We start from the raw sequence: 16,402 nt of genomic DNA on the forward strand, positions 1-16,402 counted from the left end.
AAGCTGCCGGAGGAGGCTAAGTTATGACGCACGTTACAGATATTTAATAAGATTTACACTCCTTGACGTTCGAGCGTCGTATAAGCAGTTACAATTCAATCAGTCTATTTATTGTTGAATAAAAACTATGAAAAACACGTCTATTCTTTCGTTAATGTTGGTTACCTTGCTTACCACACCGTTAAGTGCGTTCGCTGCGCAAGCACCACAAGCCGTTGCGGTGGTCGCAGAGCGTGTGGCAACTCATCAAGTGTCTCAGTCTCTTTCACTGATTGGTAAATTAGAAGCTGAACGAGCAGTGGAGATCTCATCTGAAGTTTCGGGAAAGGTCAGCCATATTGCGATTAAAGCCAATCAAGAGGTCAAGAAAGGTCAGCTCTTAATTCAGCTTAATGATGATAAAGCCAAAGCCGCACTTTCAGAGGCTCAAGCCTATTTGAACGATGAACAGCGTAAGTTGAAAGAGTTTGAACGTTTGGTCAAACGGAACGCCATTACCCAAACGGAAATCGATGCGCAAAAAGCGAGTGTTGATATTGCTCAAGCACGTTTAGATGCAGCAAACGCAAATTTAAACGATCTGCGCATTAGCGCGCCATTTAATGGCACCGTTGGTTTTATTGATTTTAGTTTGGGCAAAATGGTCAGTGCAGGGACGGAATTGCTGACTTTAGATGACCTATCGGTGATGCAACTCGATATCCAAGTGCCAGAGCGTTACCTTTCGTTAATCAGTAAAGGTATGACGGTGACGGCGAAGAGTAATGCTTGGGCAAAAAACGAGTTTACCGGCAAAGTTGTGGGTATTGATTCTCGCATTAACCGTGAAACCTTGAATTTGCGTGTCCGTATTCATTTCGATAACCAAGATGGCAAGCTAAAACCCGGGATGTTGCTTTCTACTAAGTTGAATTTCCCAGCGATTGAAGCGCCCATTATCCCCGTTCAAGCACTCGAATATTCAGGCACTAAACGCTATGTCTATGTGATTGATAGCAATAATAAAGTAATACGCACGGAAGTTTGGCTTGGCGCGCGGATCGACAATCAAGTGGTGATTGATAAAGGTTTAGCCATTGGCGATAAGATTGTGGTGCAAGGCATCGTGAATATGAGAAACGGCATTGTCGTTACTGAAGTCAATGTGGATGGCTCGCCGATACAAAAGGATGACAAATAATGTGGTTATCCGATGTTTCAGTGAAGCGCCCTGTGGCGGCGGTGGTATTAAGCTTACTGTTATGCGTTTTTGGTCTAGTGTCATTTTCTAAGCTTTCGGTCCGGGAAATGCCCGATATTGAAAGCCCGGTGGTTTCAATCAGTACTCGCTATGCAGGGGCTTCAGCTACCATCATTGAAAGCCAAATCACTTCTGTATTGGAAGATCAACTGGCAGGCATTAGCGGGATTGATGAAATTGAATCCACCACGCGTAATGGCATGTCACGGATTACTGTTACATTTGAACTGGGTTACGATCTCAATACTGGTGTGAGCGATATCCGCGACGCCGTTGCGAGAGCGCAGCGCTCATTACCCGATGAAGCAGATGATCCAACCGTATTCAAAAATAATGGCTCTGGTGAAGCTTCTTTGTACATTAATCTCAGTTCTTCAGAGATGGATCGAACCCAACTGACCGATTATATCGAACGAGCTTTGATTGACCGCTTTAGTTTAATCTCTGGCGTCAGTTCTGTGGATGTGTCTGGTGGTCTTTATAAGGTGATGTATGTCAAGCTCAAGCCGAATCTGATGGCTGGGCGTGGTGTCACGACTTCTGATATATCAAGTGCATTGCGCAGTGAAAATATTGAAAGCCCGGGCGGGGAAGTGCGTAACGATTCGACAGTAATGTCGGTGCGTACCGACCGAGCGTACAAAACGGCTCAAGATTTTGACTATTTGGTGGTTAAGCGCGCAAGTGATAATTCGCCGATTTACTTAAAAGATGTCGCGGATGTCTTCATCGGCGCTGAGAACGAAAACTCAACCTTCAAAAGCGACGGTGTGGTTAATGTGAGCATGGGCATTGTGCCACAGTCAGATGCTAACCCCTTGGATGTGGCGCAGCGTGTCCATCAAGAAGTCGATAATATTCAGCAGTTTCTACCCAAAGGAACGCGCTTGGCCATTGACTACGACTCGACCATTTTTATTGATCGCTCAATTTCGGAAGTGTATAGCACACTGTTTATCACGGGTGGTTTAGTGATTTTGGTACTGTACATTTTTATCGGCCAAGTTCGGGCAACGCTAATCCCAGCCGTTACTGTGCCAGTATCATTGATCTCTTCTTTTATTGCCGCTTACTATTTCGGATTCTCCATTAACCTTATCACCTTGATGGCGCTGATTCTTTCCATCGGTTTGGTTGTTGATGATGCGATTGTGGTGGTGGAAAATATATTTCATCACATAGAACAGGGAGAGAAGCCACTGCTGGCGGCTTATAAAGGGACGCGCGAAGTCGGCTTTGCCGTGATTGCCACCACATTGGTATTAGTGATGGTCTTTTTACCGATCTCTTTTATGGACGGTATGGTCGGCCTGTTGTTCACCGAGTTCTCTGTACTTTTGGCCATGTCGGTTCTCTTTTCATCGCTAATAGCGTTAACTTTAACGCCCGTTCTCGGTAGCAAGATTTTAAAGGTCAATGTCAAACCAAACCGTTTTAATCGTTTTGTTGATCGTGTTTTTGGCCGTTTAGAAGCGGGTTACAAATCCTCTTTACGTTTTGCTATCAGTTGGAAATGGGCTGCACCGCTCGTCATCCTTGCATGCGTTGGTGGCAGTTATTTTCTGATGCAGAAAGTGCCTTCTCAGCTCACGCCTTCAGAAGATCGCGGCGTTATTTTTGCCTTTGTGCGCGGAGCGGATGCGACCAGTTATAATCGGATGTCGGCCAATATGGATCTTGTTGAGCAGCGGTTAATGCCCTTGGTTGGCAAAGGTTTTCTCAAGTCGTTTAGTATTCAATCGCCCGCGTTCGGTGGGCAAGCGGGTGATCAGACGGGTTTTGTTATCATGATTTTGGATGACTGGAACGAACGAAGCATCACCGCTCAACAAGCATTAGGGCAGGTCAAAAAAACGCTAACGGGAATTCCCGATGTACGAGTTATGCCCTTTATGCCCGGCTTTCGTGGTGGCTCTAACGAGCCTGTTCAGTTTGTGTTAGGTGGGTCAGACTATCCTGAACTCAAAAAATGGGCCGAATTGTTAAAAACGGAAGCTGAAAATTCCCCCTTTATGGAAGGAGCTGACACCAATTATTCCGAAAAGACACCTGAACTGGTGGTGACGATTGATAGGCAGCGTGCCGCGGAATTGGGGATCAGTGTCGCGGATATTTCAGATACGTTAGAAGTGATGCTCGGCGGGAAGAGTGAAACCAGCTTTGTTGAGCGTGGCGAAGAGTATGATGTTTATCTCCGTGGGGACGAAAATAGCTTCAATAACGCCTCCGATTTAAGCCAGATCTACATGAGAACCGCATCTGGTGAGCTTGTTACACTGGATGCACTTGCGAAAGTGGAAGAAGTGGCATCATCAATCCGCTTGTCTCATTACAATAAGCAAAAGGCGATCACGGTTACTGCAAATTTATCAGCTGGTTACACGTTGGGCGAAGCGCTTGATTTTCTGGATCAGAAAGCCATTGAAACACTACCTAGTGATATTTCCATTAGTTACTCAGGTGAGTCAAAAGATTTTAAAGAAAACCAATCGAGCGTAGCCATTGTATTTGCGTTAGCGCTGCTTGTCGCTTATTTGGTACTAGCCGCCCAATTTGAAAGTTTTATCAACCCGTTAGTGGTGATGTTGACGGTGCCGATGGGTGTGTTTGGCGGCTTTCTTGGTCTATCAATTATGGGACAAGGTATCAACATCTATAGCCAGATTGGGATGATTATGCTGATCGGTATGGTGACCAAAAATGGCATTTTGATCGTTGAATTTGCCAACCAGCTGCGTGACCGGGGGGTTGAGTTTGAAAAAGCAATTATTGATGCTTCAGCAAGGCGCTTACGGCCAATCATGATGACCGCCTTTACTACTTTAGCAGGTTCAATCCCATTAATTATCTCGACAGGAGCAGGCTATGAAAGCCGAGTTGCGGTGGGTACGGTGATTTTCTTCGGTATGGGTTTTGCCACTTTAGTCACTCTGTTTGTTATCCCTGCTATGTATCGTTTGGTCTCGGCATCAACACGCTCTCCAGGTCATGTTGAAGCTGAACTTAATCAAGAACTGCTGCATGATGTTAAAACCAGAAGTGTTCACTGATTAACGTATCAAGAGCCTGCGCCCTGCAGGCTCTTCTTTGTTCACCGTTCACACCTATTCCATTCACCGTTATCTATCCCCATTAGATGAAATCACATGCGGCCGGCTTATCACATCAAGTTATTTGAACATACAAGCGAGATATCAAATGGTTAATGCCATTTTCGATAATCCATCAAAATAGCCAGTTCATTTTTCCTATTTAAATCTTAGGTATTAATTATAGATAGACTCAATTTTGAGACACCCATTGCAATGCGCCTTGCGATACTCTATCCACCTCTTTAATACAGAGACAAAATGAAGTGAATGCATCAGTAATGGCCATGGAAAATAAAAAACTCTCTATCCTCATCGTATGCATGGGAAATATATGCCGTTCACCGCTTTCTGAAGCTGTTTTGAGCCAAAAAGCGCAACAACATGGAATTAATTTATTTGTTGAAAGCGCTGGTACTGTGAATTATCAAGTGGGCCGAAAACCAGATCCCAAAGCAATATCTGTCGCTGAGCAGCGTGGCTATTCAATGTCAAATTTAAGAGCAAGGCAGGTTTGTTCTGAGGATTTCGAAAAATTTGATCTTATTTTTGCCTTAGATAAAGCCAACTTAGCGGATCTGATTGACATTTGTCCTGCTAAACATAAAGAGAAACTTTCACTGTTTCTATCGCATAGTCACATCGGTGTCACGGAAGTCCCTGATCCTTACAAAGGAAATATTCATATGTTTGAACGGGTTTTGGAACTGATAGAGAGCGGGGCCCAAGGGATCATCGAACATATATCTAAACAATATCAATTAAAGGAAAGTGCAATGAAACTTTGTGTGTAACACATAGAAAGTTTTATATGACTTTTTGATTACCCACCCCAAAAAACAAAGCAACAGTTTGGCAATTAATTTCTACTCATAGTTTGTAGGTAGGTGATTAAATGTGGGTGGTTAATAAGTTTTCTCTTATATACATAAAGCAAAAAAATGTGAAGAAAATGCGCATTCTAGAGGCGACATCTAGTGGCGGTAGCGTATTTAACCGTTGCTATTCACCATTTTTATCTACTTTTTGAAGAAATAGCGTTGAACAGTTTGTTCTTAACAGTCGTTTAGTTTAGCCCAAGGAAATAAATAAAGTGAAAAAAATACTCATTGCGTTTGGTACACGACCTGAAGCAATTAAAATGGCGCCTCTAGTTCATCAGCTTAAACAAGATAACCGCTTCGACACAAAAGTATGCGTCACTGGCCAGCACAGGGAAATGCTTGACCAGGTTTTAGAGTTGTTTGAAGTGGTGCCTGATTTTGATCTTAATATCATGGAACCAGGGCAAACACTGACGACAGTAACGACTAAAATCTTGAACGGTATGGAAACGGTTCTAAAAGACTTTCAACCAAACATTGTCTTAGTTCATGGCGATACCGCTACAACGTTTGCGACTTCACTTGCTTGTTATTATCAGCAAATTGCAGTCGGCCACGTTGAGGCTGGATTACGCACCGGCAATATTTATTCCCCTTGGCCTGAAGAAGCGAACCGCAAGCTTACGGGTGCATTGACTCACTACCATTTCGCACCAACGGCAACATCTCAACAAAATTTATTGGATGAAAATATTGCCTCGAGAACATCCATATTACTGGGAATACCGTCATTGACGCCTTGTTTATGATCCGTAACAAGATTCATAACGAGCAAGATCTCAATGCTACGCTGGCACACCAGTTTCCGATGCTTGATAACAATAAAAAACTCATTCTTGTTACAGGCCACCGTCGTGAAAGTTTTGGTGATGGATTTGAGCGTATTTGTGAAGCCTTATCCATCACAGCAAAGCGCCACCCTGACTGTCAAATTCTTTATCCGGTACATCTTAATCCGAATGTTCAAGAGCCCGTCAATCGTCTTTTAAAAGGCATTGAAAACATTTTCTTAGTGGATCCACAACAGTATTTGCCCTTTGTCTATTTGATGGACAGAGCACACATCATTTTAACCGATTCCGGTGGTATTCAAGAAGAGGCACCGTCGCTAGGGAAGCCTGTATTAGTGATGAGAGACACCACCGAACGACCTGAAGCGGTAAGCGCGGGTACGGTCAAGCTGGTTGGGACTAACACACAACTGATTTGTGAAGAGTTAGACCAGTTGCTTAGTGATGAGCGCGCTTACCAACTCATGAGTCAAGCACATAATCCATACGGTGATGGCAAAGCCTGTCAACGTATCGCCGACATTCTAGCAAGATAAGATTTAAGGAAAATAAGATGTTTAATAAAGTTTCTGTGATTGGTTTAGGGTATATCGGCTTGCCAACGGCTGCCGTTATTGCTTCGCGTGGTATTGAAGTGATTGGCGTAGATGTCAATCAACACGCTGTCGATACAATCAACAAAGGTGAAATTCACATTGTCGAGCCGGATTTAGATATCGTAGTTCGAAGTGCAGTGATGACTGGCAAACTAAAAGCAACTGTGACAGCTGAATCAGCTGATGCTTTCTTAGTGGCGGTACCCACACCATTTAAAGGTGATAATCACGAGCCTGATCTTAGCTATATAGAAGCCGCGGCCAAAGCGATTGCGCCAGTTCTGGAAAAAGGCAACTTGGTAGTGTTGGAAAGTACTTCCCCAGTCGGTGCGACAGAAAAGCTTTCCGCATGGCTAGCAGAGGCTCGTCCTGATTTAACTTTCCCACAGCATAAAGGTGACACGGCTGACATTAAGGTAGCGCATTGCCCAGAGCGAGTTTTACCGGGTTATGTACTACAAGAATTGGTCAGCAATGACCGAGTGATTGGTGGTATGAGCAAATCGTGTAGCGAGAAGGCGATGGCTCTGTATAAAACCTTTGTTAAAGGCGAATGCATCATCAGCAACTCTCGTACGGCGGAGATGGCGAAATTAACAGAAAACTCCTTTCGCGACGTCAATATTGCATTCGCGAACGAACTTTCTCTTATTTGTGAGAAATTAAAAATCAATGTTTGGGAATTAATTAAATTGGCCAACCGCCACCCTCGGGTCAACATATTAAACCCAGGACCAGGTGTTGGCGGGCACTGTATTGCAGTTGACCCTTGGTTTATTGTTAACAGCTGCCCAGAAGAAGCAAAACTGATTGCTGCTGCTCGTCATGTTAATGATGGTAAACCACACTGGGTCGTTGATCAGGTAAAACAAGCCGCAGATCAGTTCAAAAAGCCTGTTATTGCATGCTTAGGTTTGGCATTTAAAGCCGATATTGATGATTTACGTGAAAGCCCAGCTTTAGACATCACTTTGCATTTAGCACAAGACAATATTGGACAAATTCTAGCGGTAGAGCCAAATATCCACCAATTACCGGGTAAGTTAACAGAACATGATGTTGAGCTAGTCTCGCTAGAGCGTGCTTTAGAGTTAGCCAATATCGTTGTGGTGCTGGTTGATCACCGAGATTTTAAAGAAGCAGATAAAACGGAGTTTGCCAAGAAAGTCGTGATTGATACTCGTGGTGTGGTTGCTTGAGTTCACCTAATCTTGCGCTCAAAAAATAAAGACTAATGTTTACACAACTCTGACTACTAGAGAAAAGTGGTCGGGGTTAAACGTTTTGTTCATTGATGAAGATGGAATCGAACTGATGAAAAAAGTGTTACTGATCATGCCTATTTCAACCCTGAACTGGGGAGAAGAAAATATAGGTGGCGTGGATTCAGTATGTCAAATGTTGGTACGTCAACTTGCTGATCAAGAGCGCCCATATCATTATCGGGTTTTAGCGTTTGATCCGCTCAATAATCACTCTTCTTCAGGCGAGATTATCCAGCTATCAAAGAATGTGGAAGTTGTGGTTTGCCAGCTGCGTGAAAAGCGATTTGGACTACCTCTGCCCAGTCTATTATCTACCTGGTTACGTATCCAAGAGCAGTTGAGGTTTTTTCAGCCGGACCTTGTTCATGCTCATTTAAATAGTTGGATGATTGGAATTGGGTATAAAACCCGTAATGTTTTGACGTTACATTCCTACCGAAAAATTGGGCGTAAGCCTGTTTCAAAACTCAATGATTTTGTTTATGAGCAAATAATTCCTTGGGCGAGCGACTTTTCTGTGGATGCCTATACGTGTGTCGGTGAAGTTTTACATCAGGCACTGAAACCCGAAACGGCCAAGCCGATTCGGGTGATAGGTAATCCGGTGAATCAGGAATACTTTATTCAGCCTTCTCATACCTTTTCAGGATCTTCGATTCACTTCGTAACTTGTGCGCTTATTTCTCGTCATAAAAGGATTGAATTAGCAATTTCATTATTACGAGAGCTGAAAAAACTCGGTCAATTGGCCACTTTATGTATCATTGGTCCCAAGGTGGATCACGTGTATTCCATGGAGTTGCAACAGTTAGTCCAAGATTATGGACTTGAACAAAATGTGCATTTTCTTGGCAAGCTTAATCAAAAAGAAATTGTCCAACAATATCAGCTTGCTGATGTAGGCATATTCACTTCCGCTCAAGAAACATTTGGTTTAGCGCCGCTAGAAATGTTGGCAGCAGGATTACCGTTGGTTACAACTCCTGTAGGGATTTTAGGTGAGCGACAAGCAACGTTTGCTAAGTTGGGGGTTTTTTTTTTTTTTTTTTTTTTTTTTTTTTCATGCGAGATGGCGAGGAAGCGGAGATTGCAAAGCGAATGAATGAGATCAAAATGGCCGATACTCAAGCGATTCAAGCTTATTTACGCGATCAGTTTACAGCAGAAAATGTGATTGAACATTACCAGAATCTTTATCGAGAGGTGCTGAGTTGATTGCTAGCCTACTCAGATATGCCCCTGTGCAGGTTTTTGCTGCTTTGAGCGTTTTTATGCTAATCGCCGTACAAACCCGTTTCCTTACACCAGAAAATTATGGTGTGTTAGCGGTGGCTATGGTGGTTCTCGAACTCGTGCGTGCTTTTAGTACTCAGTGGCTCAACACGTCGATGTTACGTCTCTACCCCGGGTATTCGGATCGGGAGCAAGTCCAACTCGTTCAAACCATTTCACTGCTGGTTATTATCGGATCTTTGCTTGGCTTTATTGTTATCGCCGCAACTTTATTCATTTATCAGCAATTGAATTGGGAACGATTATTGATACTGGGTGCTTTACTGTCGGTTAAATCGATATTTCAATACCAGTTAGAATTGAGTCGCTTAAATGAGCGATTGAGCGCTTATCGTCAAGCGACCGTATTGCAGTCAATTTCTGCGGTAGTGCTCTCCATCCTTTCGCTCTCTTGGGCGGCTACTATTGAGTCTGCGTTGTTTGCTTTAACCTTGAGCTTTGGTATTGGAGCTTTAGGTCTGGGTTTTCCTAGACGGCCTGAATGGCATATTGCTACGTTAAAGCGTCTGCTTACTTACGGTATTCCGATCATGTTAGCGGGAGGAATTGGCGTATTAGGGGGAAGAGTCGATCGTTTATTTATTGCCCATTTCGTTGGGATGAACGAAACGGGTATCTATGCTGCGCAAGCCAACTTATTAATGGGAGTGCTGGGCTTAGTTTTCATGGTAATTGCTATGCCTCTCTATCCTAATTTGGCCAAGCATGCGGAAGATAAAACCACCCTTGTGAGTCAGCATAAAACCTATCTGCATTTATTGGTTACCCTTACTTTTCCGGCTCTACTTGGACTTGGCATATTACAAGAAGAAATCATTAGGCTCTTTTTGGGTGAGCAATATCTCAGTAGTTCTACCGGACTATTCTGGGTGTTAGCGATCGCTGTTTATCTGATTAATTTTAAAGGTCATTACCTTGATCATGGTTTGCAGTTTCTATTACAGACTCGCAAGCTCCTATGGGTTTCTCTCTCGGGCTTAGTAGCGAGCATTTTCCTACTACCTTTTATGCTCAATAAATTTGGCATGTTTGGTGCGGCTATCACCTTGCTTATAGTGAGTGGCTTAGTCGCAATACTCTCTTTTATCAGCTCATGGAGATCGGGGTATCGTTACGCTATTGGCATTGATGGCGTCAAAGTGATCATTTCTTCACTTCTGATGGGCGGCTACTTATACGCAGTGAAACAGTGTCCACTGGCGATCCATTCATTATTCGCTCTAGCCTTTTATGTCACCTCATCATTGTTGTTTTATGGCATCTGTTTGTGGTGCACGAATGCTTTTAATGCACGTCAACGTTTATTCTCAATCTGGAGGCCCAATTGAGCGAACGTAATCTCATTCGATGGGTGATTCTGATTGTCCTCGGTGCGTTTCTGCTGGGGGCTTTTTTACTCGAAAATATGGGCATTCAGTACGTTTCAGAAGGCGGGAGCCCCATACTCAAAATTCATGTCTATTCCTATTTGACTATAGGAATTTTTGCTCTGTTGATATTACGGGTAGGGCTTTTTAATCTTATTAATCCTTTGAATGAGCTTAAAAAAGCATGGTGGCTGGCCATGGTATCGATGCTGGCCGTTATTTTATACGGCTTTATGCGATTCGGTACGTCGGGACTCGCTTATCTTATTGATACGATTTTTATCCCTTTGGTTGTGGTTCCTATTGTGTACGGTTTGTCCGATGCTGCTAAAGGACGATTACTAGCCTTGCTCGGTTATCTTTTATTTCTTAATGCTTGTATTGCTATTATTGAGCTTATATTGGCACAGAGTATTGTGGCTGTAGAGATTGGAAGTTTTTCAACTTTCCGTTCGACCGCATTTTTGGCTCATCCACTGAACAATGCTCTCATTACGGCGTCATTAACGCCGATTGTGATGCGTTATACACGAATTCCGGTGGCTTTGTATGTCTCTGTTATCGTGCTAGCCCTGTTTGCTTTTGGTGGGCGAGCTGCGTTGGGGATTTTCCTATTGGGGAATTTTCTGATGTTGTTGCCCAAATTACGTGACTTTTTAGGCCAAGGCGTTCGTTACCACAAGTTGAAATTCGCTTATCTGCAGGCCTTGGTCTATTTCTCTGTGATTGCCGTTATTTTGACCTTAGTGTTAACTCCTATAGGCGAGCGAATACTGTCTAAGTTGTACATCGACAAAAGTGCCGAAGCTCGATTCGATGTTTTTATTTTGCTTGAACAGCTTTCACCTTCGGAGTGGGTATTTGGCGCATCTCATGGATTACTTAGTGATATCGCCTTTTATATCGGGATCAATGTCGTGGAAAACTATTTGATTGGATGGGTTCTAAACTTTGGCTTACTGGGGGGGATCGGTTTATTACTGGCAACTTACACTGTTCCAGTGCGCTTGATTTACCGACAAGAATTTCCTGCTCAAGTTGCTTTACTCAGTTTTATGTTGATATCACTGACTAACAATGCACTAACGGTGAAGACCCCCGCACTAATGTTATTAGTTGTGGCTTTAGTCTGTCGTTATCGTTCATCTGATCGCTCGTTGGCGAACAAGAGTTATTAGGAGATAAGAAATGTGGTTGTATTGTGTTGGCCATTTCTTCTATAAGCGCCGCATACCGCTATTGCCTCAGGTTTGTAATAGTTTGATTCGTTTGGTTCATAACTGTGCGGTCTATAGTCAGTCTGAAATTGGTAAGGGGACTGTCTTTGGCTATGGAGGAATTGCGGTTGTAATTCATAAGCGCTGTGTAATCGGCAAAGAGTGTGTGATTGGAAGTAATGTAACTATTGGTGGCCGTTCTCGTTCACATAATGTTCCAGTGATCGGTAATTACGTCTATATCGCCACTGGGGCAAAAGTACTGGGTGATGTTCGAGTCGGTGATGGAGCCGTGATTGGTGCGAATGCTGTGGTACTTGAAGATGTCCCCCCTTACAGCGTTGTGGTCGGAATGCCCGCCAAAGTGATCAAAACAAATATTAATCCCAAGGACTTTTACTGATGTTTACAAGTTCACTTTATGTTAAAGCACCAATCTGGCTGCAAAATGTAATGCTTTCTGTGCGGGCGCTTTCACGTAAGATGGTCAGAGAAAACGGCGAGATGCGCGCCGTTCTAAAAGAGATCCAGGCTAATGAGTTTTCGCGCACCCATTTAGGCGATTACCAACAAGATAAGCTTCAAAACACCTTAGCTAATGCTCGTAATCATGTACCGTTTTATCAGAATTTAGACTTACTCAATCTTGAGCTTGAGGCTTTTCCATATCTGGATAAAGCGGTATTGCGTCATGACCACGAGCAGTTTATCTCGCAGAACAAACCTTCTGTGGTAGTGAAAGGGGCTACAAGTGGTACAACCGGCACGCCTCTGACTATTTTGCAAGACATGAATTCAGTTATTCGTGAGCAAGCCTTTGTCGAAAGACAGTTGGCTTGGGCGGGGTATCGTAAAGGTGATAAACGAGCGTGGATCCGTGGCGATATGGTGGTGCCATTGAGTCAAAAACAAGGGTCGTTTTGGCGCTACTCCTGGTTTGAACAGATGATAGTGCTTTCATCTTTCCATCTTACATCGCAAACGATACCTAGTTATCTGCAAGCTATGGTCGATTTTGGAGTTGAAGTGATTCAAGCATATCCTTCTTCGATTGCTACTTTAGCCCGCTATTTAGAGGCTAACCAAAGTTATTATCCGGCGAAGCTCAAATCCATTATCACTTCATCAGAGTCTTTGTCTGCAGAAGATCGCCAAGTTATTGAGACGCGCTTTGGCTGCAAAGTGTTTGATTGGTATGGCCTATTTGAAAGGGTTGCTGCAATTGCTAATTGTGAGCATGGTCGTTATCACGTTCTCACCGATTACTCACATGTTGAATTTTTAGATGCGGGAAATGGTACTCATGAAATTGTTGGCACTAATTTCAATAATAGCTACTTTCCTCTAGTCAGGTACAAAACTGGTGACCATGTCGTATTGTCTGACGAGAAGCAGTGTCCATGTGGGAGATTCTACCCAATAATTGAACATATTAAGGGACGTGTTGGTGATTATCTCGTCGGCGAAGATGGTCAAAAAGTGCATATCCTGAACCATATACCTAAAGGTGTCACTGGGATTATAGCATGCCAATTTGTTCAGAGTGAACGTGAACAGATTGTGGTTAAAGTGGTGGCGGATGCTGAGCAATTTAATGAAGAGCAGCAACAAAAGTTAATCGGTAATACTCAAGCTCGCTTAGGAAGCTCGTTAATTGTCACCATAGAAATGGTGGCAGCGCTTGAGCGTACCGGGAATGGTAAGATTCGACAAGCTATCTGTACTATCAAGGATGTGTTGTGAGAAAAGCGATTAATCTAATGGTCGCCACTGACCTGAAAGGTCAAGGTGGCGTGGCAACTGTGGTTTCAACGTACGCTGATTGCGGTTTTTTAGAGGAAAACCAAATCAAGTTGATTGCTTCACACTCAAGTTTAGACCACGGACAGAAATGGCGAATGACATTACGCTTTATGCTGGCTCTCTGCCAATTGTTGTACTGCTTTGTACGTTACCGAGTTGGCCTTGTGCATATTCACATGTCATCACGAGGTAGCTATCGACGTAAATCTGTGATTGTGCGCCTGGTTAATATTTTGAAAGGTAAGGTTATTTTGCATTTGCATGGTGCTGAGTTTCGTGATTTCTATCGAGATGAGTGCAATGTGGATCAGCAAACTCACATTCGACGTACTTTTGCTCTAGCTGATCATGTACTGGTACTATCCACTCAATGGCTGACATGGCTACAAGAGGTGATAGGACGAACACAAGGTGTTTCTGTGCTGTATAACGCTGTACCCAGTTTGGCTTTAGATCGCCATCTTGCTCAACCAGGTCGTATTGCCTTCCTTGGTCGTTTAGGCACGCGCAAAGGTGTGGGTGACCTGATTCAAGCTTTTGCGTTAGTCAAACAGCGTTGTCCTGAGGCGCAGCTTTATCTCGCTGGCGATGGCGATATTGAAATTTATCAAGCTATGGCTAATAAAATGGGGCTCGCTGACTCTGTGTACTGTTTAGGCTGGATTGCTGGTGAGGCGAAGACCAACTTATTGACTCAAACGGATATTTATTGCTTACCCAGCTATAACGAAGGCTTTCCAATGGGAGTGATAGAAGCCATGTCGGCAGGCATTCCTGTGGTAGCAAGCCGAGCGGGCGGGATTCCTGATGCAATTAGTAATGGTGAAGAAGGGCGTTTAATTGAGGCTGGCGATGTGGTCGCTTTAGCGCAAGCACTAGGAGATTTGATTGAGCAACGTGCGGAAAATCGACGTATTGCTACGGCCGCTAAACAAAAGTTTGCCGAAAACTTCTCTTTGCAGGCGGTGATCCCGCGTCTACAAACACTCTACGATGAGCTATTAAAATCATGAAATCGACGACTGTAGCTGACATTAGCCAATGTTTATTGAATAAAGCTCGTACAGAACAATTCGCTGGATATGACCCTTTTGATGGACTCAATTCAAGCTGGTTCAAGCGCTTGCCGATAAGCAAAGACTCGACTTTTGGCTTAGCATGGATCCAGTTGTTCAAACGCTCTCCCCTTAATCTTCGGCCATGGCTAGGTGTGCCCAAAGCACGAAACCCTAAAGGCGTGGCTCTGTTTATTCTCGGATTAATCGAAGAGTATCAAGTGACAAAAGATCCCGCTTTGCTCACAGAAGCGGAGCAACTTGCGCTGTGGCTAGTGGCTCAGCGTTGTGATGAGCAAATCTGGCATGGTGCCTGTTGGGGGTATCATTTTGATTGGAAAGCGCGTGCATTCTTTGTTCCTAAGGGGAAGCCAAATGTGATCACGACAGTCTATGTCAGCCGTGCCTTACACCAATTGGGGCAACTGACGGGGCGAGCTGACTGGGTCGAGTTGGCGCTGCGCAGTGGTGATTTTATTGCTGGCCATTTATTGACTCAAAATGAGAGCGGGGAGTTTTTTGCGTATATCCCCGGGGAAACGGCGTTTGTGCACAACGCCAGTTTGTGGGCGGCAGCTTGGCTGGCCGTGGTCGGTCGAGAAACGTCTCGCCCAGACTACACTGAGTTGGCATTACGCATTGCGCGTAATAGTGCTCAAGCTCAAGCTGCCGATGGCAGCTGGGCCTATGGTACTCGTCATCATCATGTGTTTATTGACGGATTTCATACGGGCTACAACTTAGAAGCGCTACATCTCATACGAACTACTTTAGCGACAAAGGAATTTGATGAGGTGATTGCACGCGGTTTTTATTTTTACAAGCAGCATCTATTTGAAGCCGATGGAACAGCGAAATATTACCACAACAATCCTTATCCACTGGATCCGCATTCAGTATCACAGGCAATTATTACCTTACTCAGTGTTGGAGGTGAGGAGAGTGATGTTGTTTTGGTTAAACGCGTCATTCAGCGTGCTATTCAAACGCTGTACATGCCCGAGCGGGATCAGTTTGTTTATCAACGTAACAAACGTTGGGTTAATCGAATTCACTACGCGCGCTGGACACAGGCGTGGATGTACTTTTCATTCCGTTTTTATTTAAGAATTACCAATGAGGAATAACCGATTGAAACGCATTAATTTTCTTGGTAGCCCAATGGATGTGGCTTCGATGAGTGAAACTGTTGCTCTGATCCGCGATCGCATTTTGCGACAAGAGTTTACCCAGCATGTGGTCGTCAATGTTGCTAAGTTAGTCAATATGCGTAAGGATTCTGAATTGGCTCAGTCCGTGACCGAGTGTGACATTATCAATATCGATGGTATGGGTGTGGTTTGGGGCGCGCGCTTTTTAGGTCACCAAGTGCCGGAACGAGTGGCGGGTGTTGACTTGTTTCTAGAGCTCAATGCGATGGCTGCACAAGAACAAATGCCAGTGTTCTACCTAGGCGCAAAGTCGGAGATTGTTGAAAAAACGGCTGCGGCCATGCAGGCAAAGCATCCACAATTAGTGATTGCGGGTTATCACCATGGCTATTTTTGGGATGATGAACACGCGATAGTTGAAAAGATCCGTCAGTCAGGTGCAAAACTTCTGTTTGTTGCGATCACATCACCGAAAAAAGAGAACTTTATCAACCGCTGGCAAGAGCAGTTGGGTGTGTTATTTGTGATGGGGGTAGGGGGAACATTTGATGTTGTCGCAGGTCATGTTTCTCGTGCACCCTCATGGATGCAAAAGTCTGGGTTGGAATGGTTATATCGTGTATTACAAGAACCTGGAAGAATGTGGAAGCG

The 16,402-nt window shown here is 44.0% G+C and carries 11 protein-coding genes and 2 pseudogenes; all 13 read left to right on the top strand.

Annotation, left to right across the window (positions count from 1 at the left end):
- Positions 1-127: 127 nt before the first annotated feature.
- Complete coding sequence (locus AACQ21_RS05615) at positions 128-1,180, top strand: efflux RND transporter periplasmic adaptor subunit (protein ID WP_019281706.1); 1,053 nt, start codon at positions 128-130, stop codon at positions 1,178-1,180.
- The gene (vexH, locus tag AACQ21_RS05620; protein WP_105976417.1) at positions 1,180-4,290 is read left to right on the top strand and encodes a vibriobactin export RND transporter permease subunit VexH; all 3,111 of its coding nucleotides are present in this window, start codon (positions 1,180-1,182) and stop codon (positions 4,288-4,290) included. The genes AACQ21_RS05615 and vexH overlap by 1 nt, the downstream gene beginning before the upstream one ends.
- A gap of 305 nt (positions 4,291-4,595) precedes the next feature.
- Positions 4,596-5,123, top strand: a complete 528-nt coding sequence (locus tag AACQ21_RS05625) for a low molecular weight protein-tyrosine-phosphatase (protein WP_013857370.1) — start codon at positions 4,596-4,598, stop codon at positions 5,121-5,123.
- Between the two features lie 299 nt (positions 5,124-5,422).
- Positions 5,423-6,540, top strand: a pseudogene (gene wecB / locus AACQ21_RS05630) (non-hydrolyzing UDP-N-acetylglucosamine 2-epimerase).
- 17 nt (positions 6,541-6,557) lie between these two features.
- Complete coding sequence (gene vpsB / locus AACQ21_RS05635; RefSeq protein ID WP_105976418.1) at positions 6,558-7,799, top strand: UDP-N-acetyl-D-mannosamine dehydrogenase VpsB; 1,242 nt, start codon at positions 6,558-6,560, stop codon at positions 7,797-7,799.
- A 115-nt stretch (positions 7,800-7,914) separates the two neighbouring features.
- A pseudogene (locus AACQ21_RS05640) lies at positions 7,915-9,080 on the top strand (VpsD family glycosyltransferase).
- Positions 9,077-10,486, top strand: a complete 1,410-nt coding sequence (gene vpsE, locus AACQ21_RS05645; protein ID WP_105976419.1) for an exopolysaccharide biosynthesis flippase VpsE — start codon at positions 9,077-9,079, stop codon at positions 10,484-10,486. Before AACQ21_RS05640 ends, vpsE begins: the two are co-directional and overlap by 4 nt.
- Positions 10,483-11,703 (top strand): exopolysaccharide biosynthesis protein VpsF, encoded by a 1,221-nt coding sequence (vpsF, locus tag AACQ21_RS05650; RefSeq protein WP_105976420.1) that lies wholly within the window; start codon positions 10,483-10,485, stop codon positions 11,701-11,703. Before vpsE ends, vpsF begins: the two co-directional genes overlap by 4 nt.
- A gap of 10 nt (positions 11,704-11,713) precedes the next feature.
- Entirely contained in the window at positions 11,714-12,145 is a 432-nt protein-coding gene (gene vpsG / locus AACQ21_RS05655) for an exopolysaccharide biosynthesis acetyltransferase VpsG (RefSeq protein WP_017049472.1), read from the top strand.
- Entirely contained in the window at positions 12,145-13,485 is a 1,341-nt protein-coding gene (gene vpsH, locus AACQ21_RS05660; RefSeq protein WP_105976421.1) for an exopolysaccharide biosynthesis protein VpsH, read from the top strand. Before vpsG ends, vpsH begins: the two co-directional genes overlap by 1 nt.
- A complete protein-coding gene (gene vpsI, locus AACQ21_RS05665) occupies positions 13,482-14,558 on the top strand; it encodes an exopolysaccharide biosynthesis glycosyltransferase VpsI (RefSeq protein WP_219884447.1) in 1,077 nt (358 codons plus the stop codon). Before vpsH ends, vpsI begins: the two co-directional genes overlap by 4 nt.
- On the top strand, positions 14,555-15,727 hold the full coding sequence (gene vpsj / locus AACQ21_RS05670) for an exopolysaccharide biosynthesis protein VpsJ (protein ID WP_105976423.1): 1,173 nt from the start codon (positions 14,555-14,557) through the stop codon (positions 15,725-15,727). The genes vpsI and vpsj overlap by 4 nt, the downstream gene beginning before the upstream one ends.
- Positions 15,717-16,402: exopolysaccharide biosynthesis glycosyltransferase VpsK (gene vpsK, locus AACQ21_RS05675; RefSeq protein ID WP_105976424.1), on the top strand; the 686-nt coding region annotated here is incomplete at its 3' end. The genes vpsj and vpsK, both read left to right, overlap by 11 nt.

Source organism: Vibrio sp. V01_P9A10T6 (assembly GCF_963877065.1).
Taxonomy (GTDB): Bacteria; Pseudomonadota; Gammaproteobacteria; order Enterobacterales; family Vibrionaceae; genus Vibrio; species Vibrio anguillarum.

Bases quoted from the DNA above. Each gene is read 5' to 3' on its own strand.
- vpsH (WP_105976421.1), top strand. From the start codon at position 12,145: ATGTTTACAAGTTCACTTTATGTTAAAGCACCAATCTGGCTGCAAAAT.
- vpsj (WP_105976423.1), top strand. From the start codon at position 14,555: ATGAAATCGACGACTGTAGCTGACATTAGCCAATGTTTATTGAATAAA.
- vexH (WP_105976417.1), top strand. From the start codon at position 1,180: ATGTGGTTATCCGATGTTTCAGTGAAGCGCCCTGTGGCGGCGGTGGTA.
- vpsG (WP_017049472.1), top strand. From the start codon at position 11,714: ATGTGGTTGTATTGTGTTGGCCATTTCTTCTATAAGCGCCGCATACCG.
- vpsB (WP_105976418.1), top strand. From the start codon at position 6,558: ATGTTTAATAAAGTTTCTGTGATTGGTTTAGGGTATATCGGCTTGCCA.
- AACQ21_RS05615 (WP_019281706.1), top strand. From the start codon at position 128: ATGAAAAACACGTCTATTCTTTCGTTAATGTTGGTTACCTTGCTTACC.